This is a genomic window from Parabacteroides sp. D25 (assembly GCF_000307475.1).
GTDB classification, from domain to species: Bacteria; Bacteroidota; Bacteroidia; order Bacteroidales; family Tannerellaceae; genus Parabacteroides; species Parabacteroides distasonis.
Window position 1 is genome coordinate 1 of the sequence record NZ_JH976500.1, and the last position, 23,931, is coordinate 23,931.

Sequence of the window (23,931 nt, forward strand, 5' to 3'; positions counted from 1 at the left end):
ATTATCTAATATCATGAAGAAAATCTATTTATTTCTATTTAGTCTGTTTATCTGTAATATCCTTGCGGCGCAAGATCAAGACTATAAAATAGTCAGAGATATCTCTTATACCCAATCGAAAAATCCATATGCGGTGGAACGTTGTAAATTGGATCTTTATTATCCCGAGAACGCAAAAGACTTCCCTACGGTAGTCTGGTTTCACGGAGGCGGCTTGTCGGGAGGTAGCAAATTCATCCCGGAGGAATTGAAGAACCGCGGATTAGCCGTTATCGCCGTAAATTACCGTCTGCTACCCAAAGCCACGTTGAGCGATTGTATCGATGACGCCGCCGCCGCTGTCGCTTGGACATTCAGCGAAATTGAGAAGTATGGTGGGGATAGGCGTAAAATCTTTGTCTCAGGTCATTCCGCTGGAGGTTATTTAACAAATATGGTCGGACTGGATAAGAAGTGGTTGACTAAGTACCGGATAGATGCTGATTCCATCGCCGCATTAATCCCTTTCAGCGGTCATGCGATCAGCCATTTCGCTTATCGGCAGGCGAAGGGGATGAAAGATACCCAACCGAGTATCGACGAGTTCGCCCCTTTGTTTTACGTACGTCCTGACGCTCCTCCATTGATTATCGTCTCGGGCGACCGGGAGATGGAGATGCTGGGCCGCTATGAGGAGAACGCCTATTTTTGGCGTATGATGAAAGTGGCCGGACATAAGAATACTTATATCTATGAGTTGGACGGATATGATCATGGATCGATGGCCGCTCCTGCCTTCCACATCTTAAAGAATCACGTGAAGGCGATCTTGAAAGGTTCAGAAACCCGGTAATTCGATAAACTATTTAATTTAATACGTATGGTTCTCTTTTCTTTATTAATGGTCTTGATTTGCTTGAACGCATGTTCTGGAGCGAAGACCTCGGACAATGTAACGGTGTATGTCACGACAAACGATCGTGCGAAAGATTTCGTGAGAAGTGAGATCGCCTTGGGGGACAAACAAGCCGCCTCGCCTTCCGTGATAACGATAGACCCTTCGGTCCGCTATCAGACGATGGATGGCTTTGGCGCCGCCGTGACAGGCTCTACCTGCTATAACTTGATGCGGATGGCTCCCGAGGATCGGACAGCTTTCCTGAAAGAGACTTTCTCTGATACGGAGGGGATGGGGTATAGCTATATCCGTATCTCGATCGGCTGTTCGGACTTTTCTTTAAGTGAGTATACTTGTTGTGACACGAAGGGTGTCGAGAATTTCGCCTTGCAGAGCGAGGAGAAGGAGTATGTGATACCGATCTTGAAGGAGATCTTGGCGATCAGCCCTTCTATAAAAATCTTGGGATCGCCTTGGACTTGTCCAAGATGGATGAAGGTGGATAACTTAAAGGATTTACGTCCGTTCGAGTCGTGGACTAGCGGACAGCTGAATCCCGCCTATTATCAAGATTACGCTACCTATTTCGTGAAATGGATACAGGCGATGGAGGCCGAGGGGATTCCTATCGAGGCGATAACTCCCCAAAACGAACCTTTGAACCGAGGAAATTCCGCTTCCTTATTTATGGGATGGGAGGAGCAACTCTCTTTCGTGCGTGACGCTCTAGGCCCTAAACTGAAAGAGACTGGCCTCAAGACGAAGATCTACGCATTCGACCATAATTACAATTACGATAATATGTTGGAGCAGCAAGGCTATCCGATGAAAATCTACGAGGATGAGAATGCCGCTTCTTTCCTGACAGGTGCCGCTTACCATAATTACGGGGGCGACCGGGAAGAGTTGAATAACGTAAACGGCAAGTTTCCCGATAAAGAATTAATATTTACGGAAACTTCTATCGGCATGTGGAATGATGGACGTAACTTAGAGAAACGCTTGATGGAAGATATGGAGGAGACGGCCTTGGGTACGGTGAATAACTGGTGTAAGGCAGTTATCGTATGGAACTTAATGCTGGACAACGAGCGGGGACCGAACCGAGAGGGTGGTTGCCAGACTTGTTATGGTGCTGTGGATATCGATCGCTCGGATTATAAGACGATTACCCGGAATTCTCATTATTATATTATCGGTCATTTATCCTCTGTGGTGAAACCGGGGGCAGTACGGATCGGCTCTAAAGGGTATACGGCTGATGGGATTATGTATTCCGCCTTCGAGAATTTAGATGGAACGGAAGCGCTCGTATTACTAAATAATACGGACGGGACTAAAAATATAACGGTAAACAGCGGCGAACGTTCGTTTACCTACGAGGTTCCCGCTAAAGCAGTCGCTTCTTTTCGTTGGAATCTTTACTAATAAGGAGGGTGTGTTAAAAGTTGGTATTATGGCACGCAGATTTAGCAGATTTACGCAGATAATATATTGATTTTCATATCATAAATCTGCGGTCATCTGCTCAATCAGCGTTATCTGCGTGCCATGTTCACACTTTTGACACACCCCCGAATGTCCAATACTTTATCTATAGTGGCAACAAGCCGGTAGCTTATCATATACGGCTTTATCCGCCTTATCCATATCCGTGTCATGGCCTACTTTAGCGATCGCCTTGCTGATCGCTTTCGTGGAGGTCTTTTGGGGATCGTACTGGAGATGGATCATCTGGGTATCTTTGTCCCAATGAGCGGATAACACACCATTTACCCCTTTTGCCGCTTTCTCGATACGTTCCTTGCACATATCGCAAGAGCCTTTGACACCGAACATGGCATGCTCGGAGGCTACCCCCGTGGCGCTTTGCGCATGCATCATATGCCCCTCATGCCCAGTCATAGGCTTGGCGGGCTCGTCGCCGTTATTCATCATGGAAGTTTTTCCCTCCAGCTGTGCGCTGGCGTCTATGGCGAAGACTCCGTTGGTTACGATTTCCTCACCTTCTCGCAAGCCATTCAAGATAACATAAGAGTTACCAAGGGAAGGGCCTAGCTCCACCTCACGCATCAAGAAAGCGGGGGTATTCGTATCCGGTTGCTTTACGTACACGATAGCACGTTTACCCGTCCAGAGCACAGCGGTTTGCGGTACGACGATCTCGTTCTTATAGTTGCGGAGCGGGGCGCTTACGTTTGCCGTGGCGTACATCTCGGGCTTGAGCTCCAAAGAGGCGTTCGGTACCTCTACACGGACCTTGGCGGTACGGGTCGTCGTGTTCAAGATCGGGTCGATGAAAGAGATCTTACCCGAGAACTTCTTGCCGGGTAGCGCTTGCAGGGTAAATTCCACCGGATCACCTTTGCTAAGGAAAGGGAGATCCACCTCGAAAGCGTCGAACAAGGCCCATACCTTCGTGAGGTTCGCCACGTCGAAAAGGATAGCTCCTTGGGATACATAATCACCTTGGCTTACCCGCTTGGACAGGACGATACCGCTCGTGTTCGACTTGATCTCTACAACCGGGGAGATAGAGCCGGACTTCTCGATAGCGGCGATCTGGGCATCTGTCATCTTCCATAAATATAGTTTTTCACGGGCGGCCTGTATCAATTGAGATTGTCCCATGCGGATCGCTTCCAACAATTCTTGCTGGGCGGTGAAAAGCTCTGGGGAGTAGAGGGTAGCGAGGGTCTGTCCGGCACGCACCGTCTCACCCGTGAAATCAACGTTCAAGCTCTCGATGCGTCCGCTTACATGGGCTGTTTGAGATTGCAGGCTACGCTCGTCCGGTACGATCTTGCCGTATAAACGGACTTGCTTGACCGGATTCTGGCGGGATACCTTGGAGGTTTGTACGTCCGCTAAGGCTGCTGCTTCTTCCGAAAGCTGAATGGCGTTGGGATCGATGGCCTTGTCGGAGAAGGAGCTCTTACGTACAGGGATCAAATCCATGGCGCAGATAGGGCATTTACCCGGCTTGTCTTGGCGAATTTGGGGATGCATGGAACAAGTCCACTCGCCGGCCTCGTTCTGTTGGAGGTCGTGGCCATGCGTAGGGTCGTGAACTTCCGTGCCGGTCTCGCTCGCTTGTGACGTATGGCTGTCGGTATCGGAGTTATGGAACAGGAGCCAGCCCAACAAGAGGCCGCCCGCTAGGAACAGGATATATATCAGGTACTTGGATTTTACGGTTTCATTTATATTTTTCATTTTCTTATTCGTTTACAGAGATGGATATTAATTTCTCGATTCCGGCGATTTGGGTATTATATTCCGCTATCGCTTCGCTTTTCTTCAAGTGATAGTTCAACATTTGTCGCTCCACTTGGATCACGTCGGTCAAGGTCGTACTTCCTGTCGAGAATTCCCGGACGATCAGTTGGTAGGTGGCCAACGATAGATCGTATTGTTTCTGGTACAAATCGATTTTCCGTGCGGCATCTTCCAATTGCTGGGTAATACGGATATACTCGGCTTGCAGTTGGTTCATCGTGTTCTCGTACTTCAACTCGCTGGATTTCCAATAATGCTTGCTTTCCCGTTGCTGTGCGTTATATTTCTTACGGAAGATAGGAAGGCTGATCTTTAGCATGGGCATGAACATATCCTTTCCGTTCATACCGGACATAGAGCCCATAGACATATCCTCTGGTTTCTTCCCGATCAAGGAATACTGGAGGCCGATACCTAGCATGGGGTAACTCATTTTCTTGTCCATCTCCGCCTTGGCCCGGTAAGCGTTTCCTTCCGCCTCCAGCATGGTAAGCATGGGGTTGTTGGAGATGACGTTGTCAAGAGCCATCGACTCACTCCATGAGAGAGGAAGCCGTTCCAACGAGTCGGGGACGGAAATCGGGGTAGCTAGCGACTGATTGAGCAACGTATTAAAAGCAGCCTCGGCCGTTTTCCGTTGCGATAACAAGGAGGCTAGCGTATTCTCCAGTTCTACCTTCTCCATCTGGATTCGCAGTACGTCCGACATTCCGCCCATAGAGTTGCCACTTCCCATAGAGCCTCCACCCATAGGGCTACCGCCGGACATTCCGGACATCGTACTACCGGATGCTCCCGTGCTTTGTACCGTAGGGCTTCCCATGCTACTGCCTCCCATACCCGACATACCTCCACCGGATACGGCGGGAGGAGTCGATGGAGCAGAAGATACGGGGGAGGGTAGGACGGAGGAACCGCCCGCCTTCGCCGACGGAGCGGAGAAGCGGTTCAATGCCAACTGTTCCAACTGGTCTAGCAGACGAAGGTTCGCCTGCGTATTTTTATATTGCTCGCTGATATTGCAAAGCTGGTACCATTGACTCTTCACCTCGTAATACAGGTTGTTGTGACTGTTACGGAATTGTTCGTAAGCCATCCGGGCCATCTCGGTCGCCTCGTTGCGGGCCGCCTTCCGGGTACCGAACCAAGGGAACATTTGCATCAAGGTGAAATCCGCTATTTGCTTTCCGGACAAGATCTCCATCGGTTTCAGGAAGAAACCGATCTCCAGTTCCGGGTCCGGATAGGCTCCGGCTTGCGAGACTTTCTCCAAAGATGCCTTATACAGGGAGAAGTCGGCGTTGATCTGCGGATTGTTACGTGCCGCCAGTTCCAGATAATAGCCTAAACTATCGGCCGGCTGGGAGTAAGCGAAAAGGATGTTTAGCATCCCCAGTACACCTGCCATGATGATTGATCTGATTCTTTTATATCTCATAAGTCGTTACCTCCTCTTGAATTTTATTCTTTTGTTCTTTCTTTATAGCGTTCTCCCGCCACCAGCATTGCAGGACGGGAACGACAAACATGGTCATACTCTGGATCAGCATTCCTCCGAACGTAGGGATAGCCATCGGTACCATGATATCCGCCCCCTTACCGGTAGAGGTAAGTACGGGGAGCAAAGCGATCAGGGTAGTGGCTGTAGTCATGGCCGCTGGGCGTACCCGTTTCAGTCCGGCGGCTACTACCGCTTCCCGGATATCGTGCTTGGTGCGGGGGTCTCGCTCGAGGAATACATGATGGATGTAGGTTCCCATCAATACCCCATCATCCGTAGCCACACCGAACAAGGCGATGAAACCGACCCAGACTGCCACGCTCAGATTGATCGTGTGCATCTGGAAAAGATCCCGCATATTCTCTCCGGCGATGGAGAAGTTCATGAACCAATCCTGTCCGTAAAGCCATAGCAAGATAAAACCTCCGGCGAAGGCCACGAACACCCCGGAGAAATGGATCAGTGAGGCAGTGACCGTCTTGAATTGAAAGTATAGAACCAGCAGGACGATCAACAAGGCGAGGGGAACGACGATCATCAGCCGGCTGGTGGCACGCTCCTGCTGCTCGTAATTGCCGGCGAACTTATAGGATACGCCGGGATCAAGGTTCAACTCGCCCTCCTTTATCTGTTGCTCAAGGATGCGGGAAGCCTCTTTCACGATATCCACTTCCGCCTTCCCCGCCAGTTTGTCGAAGATGACGTAGCCTACCAAGAAAGTGTTCTCGCTTTGGATCATCTGCGCTCCACGGGTATAGTTGATATCGGCTAGCTCTTTAAGCGGGACTTGCGCCCCAGTGGCGATCGGTACGAGGATCATACCTAGCGCCTCCGGATTATCTCGAAGCTCACGAGCGTAGCGTAGGCGCACCGGGAAACGTTCCCTGCCTTCCACAGTGCGGGTCAGTACCATGCCACCGACAGCGGCACTTAATATCTCTTGCAAGTCCTCCACGTTTACGCCGTAACGGGCCATATTCTCACGGTTCAGTTCGATCTCCAGATAAGGGGCGCCTACCGCACGGTCGTAAAATACGGAAGAGGGGATAACGGAGGGTACCTCTTTCAATGCCTTCTCGATCGCCTTTCCGGCTTTCTCGATCGTCTCCAGATCCGGGCCATACACCTTGATACCCATCGGGGCACGCATACCGGTGGATAACATGACGAGACGGGCCTCGATAGGCTGCAGCTTCGGGGCGGAAGTCAATCCCGGAAGATGGGTGACGTTCACGATCTGTTGCCAGATATCGTTCGTGTTCTTGATCTCCGGTCGCCATTGGCGGAAGTAATCGCCTTTAGCGTCTGGGATCAGGCTGTCTGAGGGAATCAGCCGGAAACCGTCTTTGGGGTTATATACGCCTCCATCTTTTAGGAGATACTCCCCTTGCCGGTTTACCTTGAAACGTTCCCTTTTCCCGTCCTCATTCAGGATACATTCCGGACGGTAGTTGATCATATTCTCGAACATCTGTACCGGCGCTGGATCGAGGGCGGAGTTTACACGGCCCCATTTACCGATGGCGGTCTCCACCTCGGGGATAGAGGCCAGCCGTTTGTCGAGCGCCTCTATATAATCAAGGTTTTGCTCGATACCGGAATGCGGCATGCTAGTCGGCATCAGTAGGAAAGAACCTTCGTTCAGGCTAGGCATAAACTCCTGTCCGATGCCTCTCCATATCCAGAAACCGAATACGATGGTAGCTCCCGGAATCAACATGAATTTCCAGCGGTTATCCAAGCACCAGCGCAATATCCTCTCATAATACATAACGAGCAGCCACAGGATGCTTAGGATGATGGCTACGCAACCCGCCACGAACAGGATATTGGCGAGCATCCCTTTTTGCGGCCCCATCGGCAACCATTCCTCGGATAGGTAATAGATCGTGACAAAGAGGGTGATACCGATATTGATATAAGTGCTCATTTGAGGCTTCTTCCAATAACCGGACAATAGATTATTCACCCCGACTGCCGTTAGCCCGATAGCCGGAATACTTCCATAAATAATAAGTAAGGCGATTCCGGCCACGATCAACAGGCAATTCAGTATTTTCCGTATCAGCCTTGAATGGATCTTTATCGAGAACAACCAATACGATAGGGAAGGAAGCAAGATCAATCCCAGCACGAAGGCGGAAGCCAAAGCATACGTCTTGGTGTAGGCTAAGGGCGAGAACATCTTCCCTTCCTGCGCCTCCATGGTGAAGACGGGGAGGAAGCTGACGATCGTCGTGATCATCGCCGTGCTGATCGCCCCGGACACCTCGCTTACCGCCTTATAAATAAGGTTGACAAACGCCTTTCCCCCCTGTATATGCCTGTTCTCGGGCATCTCCCGGTAACGGATGATACTTTCCACGAAGACGACCCCTACATCCACCATCACGCCAATGGCGATTGCTATACCCGATAAAGCCACGATATTCGCCGCTATCCCCGTATAACGCATGATGATGAACGTGGCGAGCACCGCTATCGGTAGCATGCTGGCGATAACGATAGAGGCCCTTAGGTTGAGCACCAGCACGATGATAACGATCACGCAGATCAATATCTCGTGGGAGAGGGCGGTCTCCAACGTCCCGATCGTCTCCTTGATAAGCCCCGTACGGTCGTAGAACGGCACGACGGTTACCTTGGAGACCGTCCCGTCCGCCAGTACCTTCTGGGGTAATCCCGGTTCCATCTCCTTGATCTTCGCCTTTACGTTATTGATAACCTCCAAGGGGTTGGAGCCATAGCGGGCTACGACCACTCCGCCCACGGCCTCCACACCCTCCTTGTCCAGCCCTCCCCGTCGGGTTCCCGGACCGATATTCACGAAGGCCACGTCCGATATGCGAACCGGCACGCTTTCCCGAACGGTGATGACGGCATTCTCTATATCCTTTACATTCTTGATATACCCCAAGCCCCGGATCAGGTACTCCACCTTATTGATCTCCATCGTCTCGGCGCCGATATCGAGGTTGCTCTTCTTGATGGCGCTCATGATATCCATCACGGAGACGTTGAAGGCGTACATGGCATCCGGGTTCAACTCGATCTGGTACTCCTTCACGAAACCGCCCGCCGAGGCAACCTCGGATACCCCCTCTGCGGAGGATAAGGTGTACTTGACGTAGAAATCCTGTATCGTACGCAACTCCTCGGCGTTCCAGCCTCCGGTAGGTTTACCGGTCTTGGGGTCCCGTCCTTCCAGCGTATACCAATAGATCTGCCCGAGGGCGGTAGCGTCCGGTCCCAAGGTAGGCTGTACGCCTTCCGGCAAGGTTCCCGGAGGCAGGGAGTTCAGCTTCTCCAATATACGGGAACGGCTCCAGTAGAACTCTATATCGTCATCGAAGATAATGTATATGAAGGACATCCCGAACATGGAGGAACTACGGATCGTCTTCACTCCCGGGATACCTAAAAGAGAGGTGGTCAGCGGATAGGTGATCTGGTCTTGTATATCCTTCGGCGAACGGCCCATCCATTCCGTGGCCACGATCTGCTGGTTATCGCCGATATCGGGGATGGCGTCTACCGGAATCGGATTCCGGGGAATGATCCCTCCGTGCCAATTGAAGGGGGACGTGGAAATGCCCCATACGATAATCAGCACTAGTAAAAGTAAGGTTACCACCCTGTTCTCAAGGAAGTAACGAATGATTCTATTTAACATTTGAATGAGCTTTTATGATTTGAAAACATATGAGAACGCTTATTTGTTCGTCTTTGAAGGCAAGCGATCACATGAGTACTCGTGATGCTTTACGCCAGTACTCGCAATGGATTACTCCAGTATTTGCAATGGATTACTCCAGTACTTGCGGTGGATTACTCCAGTACTCGCAATAGATTACGCCGGTACTCGTGCGTAAACAGACGTAAATCGCCTTTTAAAAAGGAAGCCTATACGCTAAATCAAAAAAGTACAATGATGGACGAATAACGGGATAGCGCTATTCTCCTTGGGTGGATTAATAAAGGGATTGGAACGTGTTGTCTCGTCTCGCCCGGCGATCTTATAGGAGTCGAGTAGATCGAACAACAAAACTACAGCGACAGGAGCGGACAATTGCACGAGCGTATTCGCCACATCCTGATCGACGGATAACTTAACATATTCCGTCTCGGTAGAGCAGCACTTATGGGACGTGCCCGCCTCACCGCAACTGGGGCAAGTGTCAAGATACTGCAAACTCACCTCCGCCAACTTACCCATACAATAATGGTAATTCAGCGCAAACCCGGAGGAAACCCCGAGGTAAAGAACAGCGAGTATGAACAATAAAAATCTTCTCATCCCAAGTAATATATTCCGCAAATATATGAATATTTTTTGAACGGGCAATAGGGTGGAAAAAGTGCTCGTAGGGTTGTTAAAATCAGAACCTTTTCTTTATAGCCTTGTTCAAGGTAGGTAATTAATCTAAACAAAACACATTTATGAGACTATTTGTACAAGGAGCAGTATTACTGCTAGGTATGGGATTCTTATCGGCTCCCGCTAAGGCTCAAAAGGTGGTCATCGAGGATGATGCGCCAAATTCGATAGTCCTTGTCAGCCAAGACAAGGCAGGTGATGAAATCGTGAGGATAATGAATGAGACGCAGAGCCCTCGTTTCCACGACCCGAAAGCCCCCCGCTTCGTATTGACCGATCGTAAGGGACGTTTCGCCTTGGGTATCGGCGGTTACGTGAAGGCTACGGCGGAGTATGATTTCGGCGGGATCTCGGATGATGTCGATTTTTATCCGTCCATGATCCCGAATGGTGGGCAGAACTACGTCCGTAACCAGTTCCAGATGGACGCTACTACCAGTACGATATTCTTGAAATTAGTGGGTCGTACCAAACACCTCGGGGATTTCGTCGTGTATACGGCGGGTAACTTCCGGGGAGGCAGCAAGGTCTTCGAGCTCCAGAACGCCTATGTGTCTTTCCTTGGTTTCACGATGGGTTACGATTATAGTACCTTCATGGATCTGGCCGCTCTTCCGCCCTCGATCGATTATGCGGGGCCTGCCGGACAGGTTTTCAGCCGTGCCACCCTGTTACGCTATGAGCGTGCTTTCGGTAAGGGATGGAAAGCGGGTGTAGGTATCGAGATGCCAGTGGTGGATGGCATCACGAACCAAAGCGTGAATATCAGTAACCAACGTATGCCGAACTTCCCTGCCTATATCCAATACGCTTGGAATAAGAGCAGCCATATCCGTGTAGCTGGTATCGTACGTAATATGACGTACGAGAACTTGGTGGCGCAACGGGCCGAGTCTAAGGCCGGCTGGGGCGTGTTTGCCGCCTCTACGTTCAATGTGACGAGCAAGCTGAACTTCTACGGTCAGGCTACTTACGGCCGGGGTATCAGCCAGTTCTTGAATGATATCAGTAATCTGGACGTGGATCTGGTTCCGGACCCCGAGGCCAAAGGCAAGATGCAAGTGCTTCCGATGATGGGTTGGTATGCTGGCTTGCAGTATAATATCACGCCGAAGGTATTCGTCTCCAGTACCTATAGCCAGACTCGTTTATACAGCGAGAATGATTACCCGGTTACTCCGTCGGATCAATACCGCTACGGTCAATACTTGGTAGCCAACATTTTCTGGAACGTGAACGCCAATCTGCAAGTCGGCGCCGAGTACTTGAGAGGTTGGCGTACCGATTTCAACGATATGACCCGCCACGCCAATCGACTTAATGTTTCCGCTCAATATAACTTCTGATAATGTAGCGTTTTGTAAATGTGCCACACCGGGGGATTCTTGGTGTGGCATTTCTTTTCGAGGCGATTGGCAGATCAGCGATTAATAGATGTTCGCCATGCTAACCAGCGGCTCATACAGCTTCTCGATATCCTGCGAATCGATCTCGATCTCTACCTGATCGCCGGGGATAAGGGTCTGTCCAGCAGGAGCCAAGTCCTTGCGATCCCGGTGAATAGTCTTGATGATACAACGTTGGGGGAGGGTGAGGTGATCTACCTCCTTCCCGTCGAAATAGGCACCTGTCATGATCTCGACGAACAGGCTGGAACGCCCTTCGGCACGGAAGGCTGGAGTCGAGATCATCTCGTCATAGAGAACCACGTTAAAGGGCTTTATCTGTAGCATTTCCGTGAAGTAATACGTAAGCCCGCCGACAATGATAGAGGGGTAGAATACATCCAGATGCCCGGTTATCTCCGTAATCAAGACGATACCCGTCAGTGGTGTCCGGACTACCGCCACCAAGAAACCTACCATGCTGATTAACATGATATAGCTGATGCTCTCCGTCTCAATGAAACCATACTTCACCAATAATAAGGCGATGATCTGCCCGAACAATCCCCCGGTAACTAGTGTAGGGATGAAATTCCCTCCCGGCAGTCCGGAGGAGAAAGAGAGAGACGTGAATATCAAGTGGATGAGCATCATCGCCGCTATCCATAAAACGGGGTGATATCCATGCATCGCTTGCATGATAAGGAATTGCTCGCCTCCTCCTGTCAAGTCGATCTCCGTCAATGAGATCGTATACGCTATGATAAGCAGGTACAACATCTTCATATAAGGAGGATGCTTCAGTCTGGTAAAGAAATCCTTGCACCAAAGGGTAAACATCGAGTAAATTTTCCCGAAGACGGAAATAACCACGGCCAGAAATAAGAACAACTTCAGTTGATCTATAAAAGTAGCCTGCGGGGCAATAGCGCTAATCTGCGAGTAGGGGTTGAAGGGAAAAATCAAGCTCGCTACGCCTCCCGCCACGACCCCTGCCAGCAAGGTGGTAATGGCGGTCTTGGGAGCGTCGAACCGTTCGATGGACTCGATCACCAAAAGTGAGGAAGCGAGGGGAGCGGCGAAAGCGGCGGCCAATCCGGCACCTGCGCCGGCGGCCAAAAGTTGCTTGCGCTCTCCAGCCAATACGTGTCCCCATTTGGAAATGATATTCCCCACGTAAGATCCGATCTGTACGCACGGCCCCTCACGACCAAGGGACAGGCCGGCGCTGATTGCTAATATCCCTCCCGTGAACTTGGCGATTAATTGTGTCAACGGGTTCTTATAAGTGATCCTGCCATTGATAACCGCCCGTGTCTGGGGAATGCCCCCACCGGTAATCAGCGGCATCTTCTTGACCATCCAATTCACACAAAGCAATATACCCCATAGCGTGAAGAAGAACAAGACATGGAAATACCAAGGGTAATGACCGTCGAAAAAAAGTTTCCGGCTATTGAATAACTGCTGGAGCAGATAGTGATAAGGTACCGCTACCAACCCGGTCAGCAATCCCACGAAAATGCTTACAAAATAAAGCCTGGCGTCAATAAGTTTCAATTTCCAGATCCGCCAGCGCCTCAATTTTGTTATATCTAAGAGATCATTATCCATCGGACTCACCTTGTTTTCGTTTCCTGTTACAACAACCAAGGTAAATAAGAGGTTTAAAATCTCATTCCATTGAACCTTTTTTTAAAAGCCTTGTTATTAAGATATAGTGTTTTTCATGGTATTAGAATTAAGTTAGATTAGGTTATCCGTCTTGTTCGTGAGAATAGGGCGGTTTTCCTGTTTATAGGGGTTTGTACTTTGAGGCGGTTAGGATTTCTTGGGCGTCGTTGTTTTGCATCAACGCCTCCGGGGTAGATCCCGTCTCCTTTATGTACTGGTTGATGATCTGCCAGCCTATCCAAGTCCCGATATTCCCGGGAGCGTCGTTCCCGGGGAAAATGGTCGGGGTATCCTCGAAATATTGGGAAGTCGTCAGTTGATCCGGGGTATAAAGATGCTTGCGCTCGATGATTGCTTTCCAGATTGTTCCTTCGTTGTCCTTGCACCAGTTGTAGGCCTGTTCGGTGTATCCCATTAGCTCGGCGGCATCGGGAACGCCTAAGGCTTGCGAGAGCAGGTATTTGATTTTTCCCTCGTAAATCATCCGGTCCAGCAATACGTTCTCTTTTCCTGCGAAAGGATATTCGGACATGAGCCAACCCGCCAGATAATCCGGGACTACAAGTCCACGTTGCATTTTCAATTTCTGGGAGTCATAGAAGAAATCCTGATACAAGGGATAGTCCTTTCCCATATACTTATCGATGGAAAGGGAAAGCAGGCTATCGCCTACCAATACGTTCTGGTTGAAACCAGATACATGCATATAGATAGCAGGGATCTGCATCGAGGGGAAATTCTCCTTTAGATAGGCGAATCCGTACCCCAAGGATTTCTCGATATCCTCCACGGAATCATATTGGGTGATAGCGTCACGATACAAGCCTTTCAAGGTAGGCTCCGAGTAATAATTCCGCATTTTCTCGAAGAAGCCGGGAGTCTCGATGGTTTGCAGGTTTAATATGCCTTTCCCGATGATATCCAGCATTTCCGGGTATTGTTTGATTAGTTCGGGTTGCAAGGTGGTATCTCCCGTATCGATCAGCCGGAATAAATCCTTGTCAAAACGATTGATATGCAGGGGTTCGACGGTAGCGTAGTTGATCGTATTTGTGTTTTGCCCGTTGCAGCTCAATAGCGTAGCGGACAAAATGCAGGCCATGATGAGTTTTGTAACCATATCTCTTCGTATAATAATGTAATATGATAAGAAACGGATCGCATGGGGTAATATTGTGTGACTGGCATCTTATTACTACCTTTGCCTCCCTTTTATTTAAGATTCATCATGCGATATACGAACAAACAAATTCTAAAGATCACGTATCCGGTATTAATCAGCTTGCTCATGGAGCATATGATCGGATTGACGGACACCGCTTATCTGGGACGTGTCGGCGAGGTTGAGCTAGGTGCCTCCGCCTTGGCAGGAGTCTATTATCTCGTGATTTATATGCTGGGCTTTGGTTTCAGTGTAGGAGCTCAGGTGCTGATGGCACGTCGTAATGGTGAGGGGGAGTATAAGCGGATCGGCGAGGTTTTCACGCAAGGCGGGCTATTCCTTTTTCTGCTGGCGGCGGTGTTGTTTACGGCCTCTAATCTGCTTACGCCCTATCTGCTCCACCGGATGATCGGCTCAGAAGAGGTGTATCGGGCGACGATGAGCTATCTGGACTGGCGGGTGTACGGGTTCTTCTTCTCTTTTATAGCGGTGATGTTCCGTGCGTTTTACGTGAGTACGACGAATACGAAGATCTTGACGGCCAATTCGGTGGTGATGGTGCTTACCAACGTGGTCTTGAACTATATCTTGATATTCGGTAAGTTCGGGTTCCCCGCTTTGGGGATAGCGGGTGCCGCTATCGCTTCCTCGATCTCGGAAGCTGTTTCCGTATTGTTCTTCGTGATTTATACTTGGAAGAAGATAGATTATAAAAAATATGGTCTGTTCCGTTTTACGAGAGTGGATTTTAGGATGCTGGGACAAATACTGAGTGTCTCTATCTGGGTGATGATCCAGCATGGGATCGCTTTTGGGGGATGGTTTATCTTCTTCATCGCTATGGAGCATCTGGGCGAGCGGCCGTTGGCGATTACGAATGTGGTACGTAGCATCTCCTCGTTCCTGTTTATGTTCGTGAATGCTTTCGCCTCCACGAACAGCTCGCTGGTAAGTAACTTGATCGGCGCCGGGGAGTCGGACCGGGTGCTTCCGCTTTGCCGGAGGATGATCGGGCTATGCTATGCGTTCGTGCTACCGATCGGTATCTTGATCGCTATGTTCCCGTCTACCGTATTGCGTATTTATACGGATAACCCGGATCTGATCGCTAGCTCGATCCCCTCGCTGTGGGTGATGCTGTCCTCTTATCTTTTCGCCGTTCCCGGTTTTATTTATTTCTTTAGCGTATCGGGGACAGGCAATACCCGCCGTGCGCTGGAAATCGATATGGCTAGCATATTCGTGTACGTATTATATATATTGTATGTCGCCGTATGGTTGCGTGCGGACGTGGCGGTTTGCTGGACTACGGAGTATGTATATAATATCATGATCCTTTCTTCTTTCTTCTATCTATGGAAAGGAAATTGGCGTAACAAGAAAATCTGAAGACTTATCTTTTGATTAGTACGGTAATTCGTAAGGATAAATCAAAAAAGACCATCTTGGCATTCACGTTCTGTGTGATATGGCGTTCCGCTTTCGCCAATTCTTCCATCAAATCGATCACGTTTCGCTCGTTGACGAAAGGGGAGAACTTAACGGAGAAGCTAGCCTCGTCCAGATTCATATAATTAAGTTCCGGCGATTGGAACCGGTACATGAAGTTCTCCCGGATCAAATGCTGACAATAGGAGAGGAAGTTTTTTTGTCGTTCCCGTCCGATCCCTGCCATGACGTCCGCCATCGCTTTCATGCCTTTTACGTTTCGTGCCCATGAGTTTCGCATCATGGCCTTGAATTGCTCCAGAAAGAATTTATTTTCCTCGCCCAAGCTAATCGCCTCCATCGCCTTGATAAAACTTCCGGAGGAGAGGTGAGCGACGTGTTTAGCGTCGTCGGGCGAAAGCCCGAAACGGGATACCATGGCATTCATGATCGCATCGGTCTCAATGGGACGGATGTGGATGCGTTGCGCACGGGATTGGATGGTCCCGAGGATAAGGTCCGGTGTCTCGGATACCATAAGGATAACCGTTTTCATAGGAGGCTCCTCTATGATTTTCAGAAGCTTGTTGGCGCAAGTAGGATGTAGTTTCTCCGGCAACCAAACCATCAGGATACGATATTCCGCCTCATAAATCTTTAGGCTCAGTTTATGGATAATCTCATCGCTTTCCTTGGAATAGATGATCGCTTGTGAGTTTCCGGCCTCGATATAATCCAGCCATTCATCCATATTGAAATAGGGATGTTCTTTGAGGAACCCACGCCATTCACTGAGATAATCATCGCAGACCTCTTTCTTTTTCTCTTTCTTGGCTACGATCGGGAATACGAAATGCAAATCGGGATGTGCCAATTCGTCATATTTAAGGCATGACGGGCAACGTCCGCAAGCGTCCGTCTCCGTCCGGTTCGTACAATTCAGATAACGGGCGTAAGCCAAAGCCAGCGGAAACGCCCCGGCCCCCCCTTGCTCCGTGAATAACTGCGCATGGGGTACGATCCCTGTCCGAGTCGATTGCCTCAACCGTTCCTTTACTTCCTCTTGCCCGATGATATCTTTAAAATACATGAGATATTTCCTTTTCTATAGAATAAGGAACGAAGTTACGGAAAAGTATTCAGATATCAAAAGGTGCGGGGTTTTGTAAATATCAATTGACATATATAGAGTAAAACTAAAAACGGATACAATAACAAGTCAAGTCCAATAAAGAATATGTATTTCATTACCTTAGAATTTTAAAAATAACCATACTTAGTACATGATTGTTCAATCGTGTACTTCTATTAGACAACTCAGCGTGGAAAAACCCCTATTGTATCTCAATAAATTTCTTTTGCTATTTTGTAAACGCTATCCGAGGCCATCATTGTGTAGAAATGTAAGCTCGGTACGCCATGAGCGATCAGATCCTTGCACTGCTGTATACACCATTCCACACCCACCTCTTTCGCTTCCGCATCATCTTTACATTTACGTAATTCTGTCGCGAAAGGCTCTGGGATATCCGCACGGAATATCTTCGGAAGAACCGTTAATTGGTTCTTGAAAACGATCGGTTTGATACCGGGGATGATGGGAACCGTGATACCTTCCGCACGGCAACGATCCACGAACGCATAGTACTTGTCATTATCGAAAAACATCTGGGTTACCAGATATTCAGCGCCATTTTTTACTTTCTCCTTTAAGTAATAGATATCGGATTCCATATTGGGTGCTTCCTCGTGTTTCTCCGGATAGCAAGCCATGCCGTACGAGAAGGGAGTCTCTATACCGTCTATCTTGGAACCGTCTAACGCAATACCTTCGTTGAAATGATTTACCTGCTGTTGTAAATCAGTTGCGTGGTCGTGATATAACTCCGGTTTTTGCTGGGAGGCCTCTAAGGTCTTTATATCTCCCCTTAATATTAAGAGGTTGTTTACGCCAAGGAAGTTCAAATCGATCAAAGCGTATTCCGTCTCGTCTTTCGTAAAGCCTTTACATATAATATGGGGTACGGCAGGAATACCGTATTTATTCTGGATAGCCGAAGCGATCGCTACGGAGCCCGGACGTTTACGGATGTTTACTTTCTGGAAACTTCCGTCTGGTAAGGTTTTATAGACGAACTCGCTATGATGGGAGGTGATATTTATGTATTTAGGGTCGAATTCCTTCAACTTGTCAATCACATTATATACCTTCTGGATACTGTTACCTTTCAGCGGCGGTAATATCTCGAAAGAAAAAGCGGTACTCTTACTATTCCTTATCAGATCAATGACTTTCATATTTTAATTATTTTTGACGCGAATGTAGCAAATATACTTCGAAATAGCTTACATTTACGATCATTAATCTAACAAAGCGGCTAACTGAGCGCTTTCGTGTAAACTAAGGTTTTTTAAAGCATGGACTTAACTTACTTAAAAACGCTATTGGGCTTTGTCTCGAATCGTACCCATGATACAACAACTAGTATTCTGGCTTACTGGGAAGTGTTGGAATATTTTCAAGAGCTGTCATTCCCTCAGGCTTCTAAATCTGGTTTACCGGAGGATGAGGTACGGGTAAGATATGTGAGATCGGAGGATGAGTTGAAGTATTTCATATATGCTCCATACAGGGATGCGGATAGCTTCCGTCTGTATGTGGGAGGTGTTCCTAAATATGATCTTTTGTCCGAGCTATATCGTTTGATTCCGGCGGATAAGGATAATGAGCGTTTTCGTAAGCTGTTGGAGAAGAATAAATCTGTAAGCGTGCTCTATACGATTGATTTATCCCCGTCCGGAGAGTACATAGAAGGCTCGTTCCAACTTTCGCCTTATATCTGGGCGATCAGCTGCTTAATTCATGACCGGGAGGTTGATGAGGAGTGGTTGGAGGAACTACTGGAGGATGGAAACGACTTCTTTATGACAATTGAGGATGAGGAAGGGATAGAGTTCTTCTCTCTTTTGCGGCAGAAGACGGTAGAGTTGCTAGATCGACTGCGGATCCGGAGTCTATTTACCGTAAATGATGGATTTAGAAGGAATGATTTGGAGCGGGTTTGTGCCCGTGCGCTAAAATCGGATGATAAGGACTTAAGCATAAGCTTCTATGCGAAAGATTTAAGCAGGGTTCGTAAAAGTCTGCTGGATAAAAGGCCCAATCGTTTACTGGTGAACTATATAAATGCTCCCTTGATGAGTGGAGGGAACCGTCAAAGTATATGCTCAATAGAGAATTATAGGAAATGGTTAGGTCCGGAAAGATATCCGCTGGGCCGTTGGCCTTCTGAGTTCAGCCCGGCGTTGATGCAACAGATGGCTATTAATATAGCGTTGGCCGAAGAAAATGCGGGAGGCTGTGGCATTTTCTCCGTGAATGGCCCTCCGGGAACGGGTAAGACAACATTGCTGAAAGATATTATCGCCGAGTACGTGGTACGGCGTGCCCGGTTATTAGCGGATTTGAATCAGCCGGATGATGCCTTTACAGAGACTCCGCTTTTAGTGAAGTCTTTGGAGGCAGGTAAAAGTCAGAAGACATTTGGTTTGCAGACGGGACGGGGATTGGCCGATTATGGAATTCTGGTGACATCCTGTAATAATACGGCTGTAGAGAATATCACCTTCGAGTTACCCGAGACGAGTAAACTACCTACCGCTGAAGCCATGTCAAAAGCCGGGCACTCTCTAGTCTTTAGTGAGGGTAAAGATTTATTTTTCGGAGATTTGGCTTCCAATATGCTCAATGGAAATACCGATCCGGGAAAACATACGAAACAGGCCTGGGGATTGATATCCGCCCGTTTAGGAAAAGGGGATAATATCCGTTCTTTCAGCGAAATGGTATTAAGGCCGTTTGTTTCCAAGATGAGTCCTAAAAGAGACAATGAGAAGGTTATGCGGGAGTTTAAGAACCGTTTCCCTTCTTTCGATATCGCTCAACAAGAGTTCTTGAAGCAATATCGAATAGTGGAGCGATTGCGGCGGTCGGTCTCTTGTAACGAAGAGGTATTTAGGATGGCGGACGAGAAGATGCAGTCCTCGAATCCTTTGAAGAACGCTGAATTCGACAAAGCAAGGGAAGAACTATTTTATCAAGCTTTGGTCCTGCATGGCTCTTTTGTGATCAATTCCTACAAATGGCGTTGCAACCTTTATTCGCTGTTGGCCTTTTGGGATAATAAATATATGCCGGAGGAGAAAGAATTGATATTCTCACATGTGTTGAATAGCTTGTTTTTCTTGGTGCCTGTGGTATCTACCACATTCGCTTCCGTACAGAAGATGCTGGAGTACATGGGTAGGGAGCAATTGGGATTGTTGATCGTGGACGAGGCCGGGCAAGCCGCTCCCCAATGTGCGGTAGGCGCTTTGTGGCGGGCAAAGAAAGCGATCATCGTGGGAGACCCGAAACAAGTGGAACCGGTAGTCACCACCGATGAGACGTTGATGACTCTCTATCAAAAGAAATGTGGTATCGTATCCTTGTCTTCTTACCTCTCGAAATCCCATTCCGTGCAAGGTTTCGCCGATTTGATAAACCGTTATGGGTCTTGGATTGGAGAGACGTGGGTAGGCTGTCCGTTGGTCGTGCACCGTCGTTGTATCAATCCTATGTTTAGCATCTCCAACCGGGTGTCGTACGACGATACGATGATTCTGGGAATGAAAGATGCGGTGAAAGACGAGGAGAAAAGTCAATTGTTGCTAGATCATTCCTTATGGATCGATGTGCCCGGTAAGAAAGGTACTAGCGCTAAAGGGAATAATGATCATTACGTGGCGGAGCAAGGCGAGGTATGCTTGCGCTTGATATTGGCGTGGATGGGAAAACACCGGGAGAAAGAGGATACCCGGAAATTATATGTGATCTCCCCCTTCACCACGGTTGTGAAAGGCATTAAGGCTGCGGTTAAAGCCGTCTTGAATACGGAGGAGTATAGTGGGCTTAAAGGTAAATTTAAGGGGTGGGAGACTGCCAACTGCGGAACGGTCCATAAATTCCAAGGAAAAGAAGCCGAGGAGGTTATCTTCCTGTTGGGATGCCAACCTTCTTCAACTGGTGCGATAGGTTGGGTAAATAGCAATATCCTGAACGTGGCGGTTACCCGGGCGAAGAAGCGGGTGTATTTTATCGGGGATTATGAGGTGTGGTCTCGGCAGAACCGGAATTTCAGCCCGGAGATTATCTGTTTTTCCGAGGAGGATACAGGGCTTCAACGAATACATTTCTCGGAACTTCCGGATTTTGGGGAGATCGAGGCCATGGAAGAGACTCCAGACTTAGAATTCCCGGGAGCAGAGGATAGCCAAGTAGAATATTTATTGGAAGAAGATGAGATCGATCCGGAAACAACGGAACCGGAGGATAGAAAGCAAGATATACGCCCCATTCCAAGATACTCATTCTTGACTGGTCCGGAATACCATCACCGTTACCGGGTGATTTACTCGCATCCCTATCAACTGATATTTGAGGTCTTGATGACCGATCCGACGGAGACTTTACCGGATTTACCGGTTTCTTTTTACCGTAAGTTGTCCGATTCGCCTTCCTTATGGATGTGTTTGATCTATCCGGTCGCCCTTGATTTCCCAGCGCAAGAGTTGGAGAATGAGTTCGACCAAGTGATAGATTGGTATAATTCGTTATAGGCCGAAATGTAGCCTTCCGCTTGCTTTTTTTAGTTTATAGGCCGAACTATATATAAATTAGCGTATATTTGCGGTACACAAAATCTCCCATAGCGACGGCTATGGGCGTTTTTGCTTTTGAGCGATATTATTAACAGTGTAATTTGTTAATTTTAAACTAATTACAGCAAATTGTATAGATATGGAAAATTTAAATTGGTCTGAGCTGGGATTTGGTTATATCAAGACAGACTACAATGTAAGATGCTACTATCGTGACGGCAAATGGGGTGAGTTGGAAGTTTCTTCATCCGAGATTATCAATATTCACATGGCCGCTACTTGCTTGCATTACGGACAAGAGTCTTTCGAGGGCTTGAAGGCCTTCCGCGGGAAAGACGGTAAGATCCGTGTATTCCGTATGGATGAGAACGCTAAACGTATGCAATCTTCCAGCCGGGGTATCAAGATGGCTGAGTTGCCTGTAGAGATGTTCGAGGAAGCTGTACGTAAGGTCGTGAAATTGAACGAGCGTTTCGTTCCTCCTTATGAGAGCGGTGCCGCTTTATATATTCGTCCGCTGATGATCGGCTTGGGCGCTCAGGTGGGTGTGAAGCCGGCTCCCGAATATATGTTTATGATATTTGTCACTCCGGTAGGTCCGTATTTCAAGGGTGGATTCCAGCCCTCGAAGGTATGCGTACTTCGTGAGTACGACCGTGCGGCTCCTAACGGGACAGGTACGATCAAGGTCGGTGGTAATTATGCCGCTAGCTTGGTAGCCGGCGAGATCGCTCATTCCAAGGGATACGCCGCCGTATTGTATCTGGATCCGAAAGAGAAGAAATATCTGGATGAGTGCGGTCCGGCTAACTTCTTCGGAATCCGTGGCAATAGCTATATCACTCCGCAATCCCACTCGATCTTGCCTTCGATCACGAACAAGAGCTTGCAGCAATTGGCCGAGGATATGGGCTTGACGGTAGAGCGTCGTCCGGTTCCTTTCGAGGAGATCGCTACATTCGACGAGGCTGCCGAGTGTGGTACCGCCGCGGTTATCGCCCCGATCTCGCAAATCGACGATTTGGACGAGAACAAATCTTTTGTTATCGCCAAAGATGGCAAACCGGGTCCTGTTTGCGAGAAACTATATCATAAGCTACGTGCCATCCAGTATGGCGACGAGCCGGATACTTACGGATGGATCTCGATCATTGAATAATATCTTTTGTTTCGTAAGGACTGGAGTGCGCTCCGTCTTTACGAGACAGAATACGTTGATAGGCAATTGTTAGTTTGAACTTTACTTTTTGCAATAAAATTGCAATCTCCGCATTGCAAATGAGAAAAGATGTTTATCTTTGCATCGGTAATTCCAAATTTTCAATTACCAATTATGTAGGTGGAAGCATTCTTTAAAACACATAAATATCTGGTAGAGCATCTGTATTCTCCGGTACGAAGGGGATTGATGGATGAGATCAATTGGGAGGATCGGTTGATCGGTATTAAAGGTTCGCGAGGAGTCGGAAAGACCACTTTCTTGTTAGACTATGCCCGTGAATATTTTGGTGCCGATAATAAGGAATGCTTATACATTAATTTAAATCATTTCTATTTTACGGAACGCACACTCGTTGATTTCGCCGCCGAGTTTCGGGCTAAAGGCGGAAAGGTGTTGTTGATAGACCAAGTGTTTAAGTATTCCAACTGGTCGAGAGAGTTGCGGTATTGCTATGATAATTTCGAGGACTTGAAGATCGTTTTCTCCGGCTCGTCGGTGATGCGTCTGAAAGAGGAGAACCCGGACTTGTCCGGCAAGGTGGTATCGTATAACCTCAGGGGGTTCTCGTTCCGTGAGTTCTTGAACTTGATGTCGGGGAACCAGTTTTCCGCGTACACGTTCGATGAGGTAGTAGAGAATCATCAGGAAATCGCCAAACGTATTTGCTCGGTCGTAAGGCCGATGGCTTATTTCCAAGATTATCTCCATCATGGTTTCTATCCGTTCTTCTTGGAAAAGCGCAACTTCTCCGAGAATCTGCTGAAGACCATGAACATGATGCTAGAGGTGGACGTGTTATACATAAAACAAATCGAACAAAGCTACCTACCAAAGCTACGCAAACTACTCTACTTATTGGCTACGAGCGCTCCTTGTACCCCAAACGTGAGTCAGTTGAGCAAGGATATCGAGACATCCCGGGCCACCGTGATGAACTATATCAAGTATTTGACAGATGCTCGTTTGATGAATATGCTGTATCCGGTGGGCGAATCCTTTCCGAAGAAGCCCTCCAAGGTATATATGTATAACTCGAACCTGATGTACCCCATCCGTCCGATGGAGGTAAATGCCGGGGCGGTGCGTGAGTCGTTCTTTTATAACCAACTACTGAAAGACAATAAGCTGAATGAAGGAAACAAGAACGCCCACTTTCTGGTGAATACGATGTATAATTTCCGGATCGAGGAAAGCATGAAAGTGAAGAACAATCCGGATATGTACTATGCTGTTGATAAGACCGAGATCGGGGAGGGGAACATGATCCCGCTTTGGTTGTTCGGTTTTCTATATTGAGTAAGGATATTTTTTAATACTAATAGTTT

15 protein-coding genes are annotated in these 23,931 nt (G+C 48.2%); 7 read left to right on the top strand and 8 right to left on the bottom strand.

Annotation, left to right across the window (positions count from 1 at the left end):
- Positions 1-13: 13 nt before the first annotated feature.
- Positions 14-832 carry an alpha/beta hydrolase gene (locus HMPREF0999_RS00005; RefSeq protein WP_029257248.1) on the top strand — a complete coding sequence of 273 codons (819 nt, stop codon included), beginning with the start codon at positions 14-16 and terminating at the stop codon, positions 830-832.
- A gap of 27 nt (positions 833-859) precedes the next feature.
- Positions 860-2,305 (top strand): glycoside hydrolase family 30 protein, encoded by a 1,446-nt coding sequence (locus HMPREF0999_RS00010; RefSeq protein WP_008779458.1) that lies wholly within the window; start codon positions 860-862, stop codon positions 2,303-2,305.
- Positions 2,306-2,467: 162 nt separating this feature from the next.
- Here HMPREF0999_RS00010 and HMPREF0999_RS00015 read toward each other — a convergent pair whose 3' ends face one another.
- The 4 genes from HMPREF0999_RS00015 to HMPREF0999_RS00030 form a co-directional block, all read right to left on the bottom strand.
- A complete protein-coding gene (locus HMPREF0999_RS00015) occupies positions 2,468-4,093 on the bottom strand; it encodes an efflux RND transporter periplasmic adaptor subunit (RefSeq protein WP_009274801.1) in 1,626 nt (541 codons plus the stop codon).
- Positions 4,094-4,097: 4 nt separating this feature from the next.
- Complete coding sequence (locus HMPREF0999_RS00020; protein ID WP_010185127.1) at positions 4,098-5,564, bottom strand: TolC family protein; 1,467 nt, start codon at positions 5,562-5,564, stop codon at positions 4,098-4,100.
- A gap of 19 nt (positions 5,565-5,583) precedes the next feature.
- On the bottom strand, positions 5,584-9,330 hold the full coding sequence (locus tag HMPREF0999_RS00025) for an efflux RND transporter permease subunit (RefSeq protein WP_009274803.1): 3,747 nt from the start codon (positions 9,328-9,330) through the stop codon (positions 5,584-5,586).
- A gap of 237 nt (positions 9,331-9,567) precedes the next feature.
- Positions 9,568-9,954 (bottom strand): HYC_CC_PP family protein, encoded by a 387-nt coding sequence (locus tag HMPREF0999_RS00030; RefSeq protein ID WP_005858311.1) that lies wholly within the window; start codon positions 9,952-9,954, stop codon positions 9,568-9,570.
- Positions 9,955-10,097: 143 nt separating this feature from the next.
- On the opposite strand from HMPREF0999_RS00030, the gene HMPREF0999_RS00035 reads away from it, so the two are divergent.
- Positions 10,098-11,381 (top strand): DcaP family trimeric outer membrane transporter, encoded by a 1,284-nt coding sequence (locus HMPREF0999_RS00035; protein WP_005858308.1) that lies wholly within the window; start codon positions 10,098-10,100, stop codon positions 11,379-11,381.
- An 81-nt stretch (positions 11,382-11,462) separates the two neighbouring features.
- Here the strand turns inward: HMPREF0999_RS00035 and HMPREF0999_RS00040 are convergent, their stop codons facing one another.
- Entirely contained in the window at positions 11,463-13,034 is a 1,572-nt protein-coding gene (locus HMPREF0999_RS00040) for a ClC family H(+)/Cl(-) exchange transporter (RefSeq protein ID WP_010185117.1), read from the bottom strand.
- A gap of 181 nt (positions 13,035-13,215) precedes the next feature.
- On the bottom strand, positions 13,216-14,214 hold the full coding sequence (locus HMPREF0999_RS00045; RefSeq protein ID WP_008779463.1) for a hypothetical protein: 999 nt from the start codon (positions 14,212-14,214) through the stop codon (positions 13,216-13,218).
- Between the two features lie 108 nt (positions 14,215-14,322).
- On the opposite strand from HMPREF0999_RS00045, the gene HMPREF0999_RS00050 reads away from it, so the two are divergent.
- Positions 14,323-15,645, top strand: a complete 1,323-nt coding sequence (locus HMPREF0999_RS00050; protein ID WP_005858302.1) for an MATE family efflux transporter — start codon at positions 14,323-14,325, stop codon at positions 15,643-15,645.
- A gap of 4 nt (positions 15,646-15,649) precedes the next feature.
- Here the strand turns inward: HMPREF0999_RS00050 and HMPREF0999_RS00055 are convergent, their stop codons facing one another.
- Complete coding sequence (locus tag HMPREF0999_RS00055) at positions 15,650-16,774, bottom strand: ATP-binding protein (protein ID WP_005858299.1); 1,125 nt, start codon at positions 16,772-16,774, stop codon at positions 15,650-15,652.
- A gap of 254 nt (positions 16,775-17,028) precedes the next feature.
- The gene (gene metF, locus HMPREF0999_RS00060; protein ID WP_005858295.1) at positions 17,029-17,982 is read right to left on the bottom strand and encodes a methylenetetrahydrofolate reductase [NAD(P)H]; all 954 of its coding nucleotides are present in this window, start codon (positions 17,980-17,982) and stop codon (positions 17,029-17,031) included.
- A gap of 120 nt (positions 17,983-18,102) precedes the next feature.
- Here metF and HMPREF0999_RS00065 point away from each other — a divergent pair, with 120 nt between their 5' ends.
- From HMPREF0999_RS00065 to HMPREF0999_RS00075, 3 genes are all read left to right on the top strand, one after another.
- Positions 18,103-21,342, top strand: coding sequence for an AAA domain-containing protein (locus HMPREF0999_RS00065; RefSeq protein ID WP_009274804.1), 3,240 nt, complete (start codon positions 18,103-18,105; stop codon positions 21,340-21,342).
- 181 nt (positions 21,343-21,523) lie between these two features.
- On the top strand, positions 21,524-22,543 hold the full coding sequence (locus HMPREF0999_RS00070; RefSeq protein ID WP_005858291.1) for a branched-chain amino acid aminotransferase: 1,020 nt from the start codon (positions 21,524-21,526) through the stop codon (positions 22,541-22,543).
- Between the two features lie 180 nt (positions 22,544-22,723).
- Complete coding sequence (locus tag HMPREF0999_RS00075) at positions 22,724-23,902, top strand: ATP-binding protein (RefSeq protein ID WP_010185112.1); 1,179 nt, start codon at positions 22,724-22,726, stop codon at positions 23,900-23,902.
- The last annotated feature ends 29 nt before the right edge of the window (positions 23,903-23,931 follow it).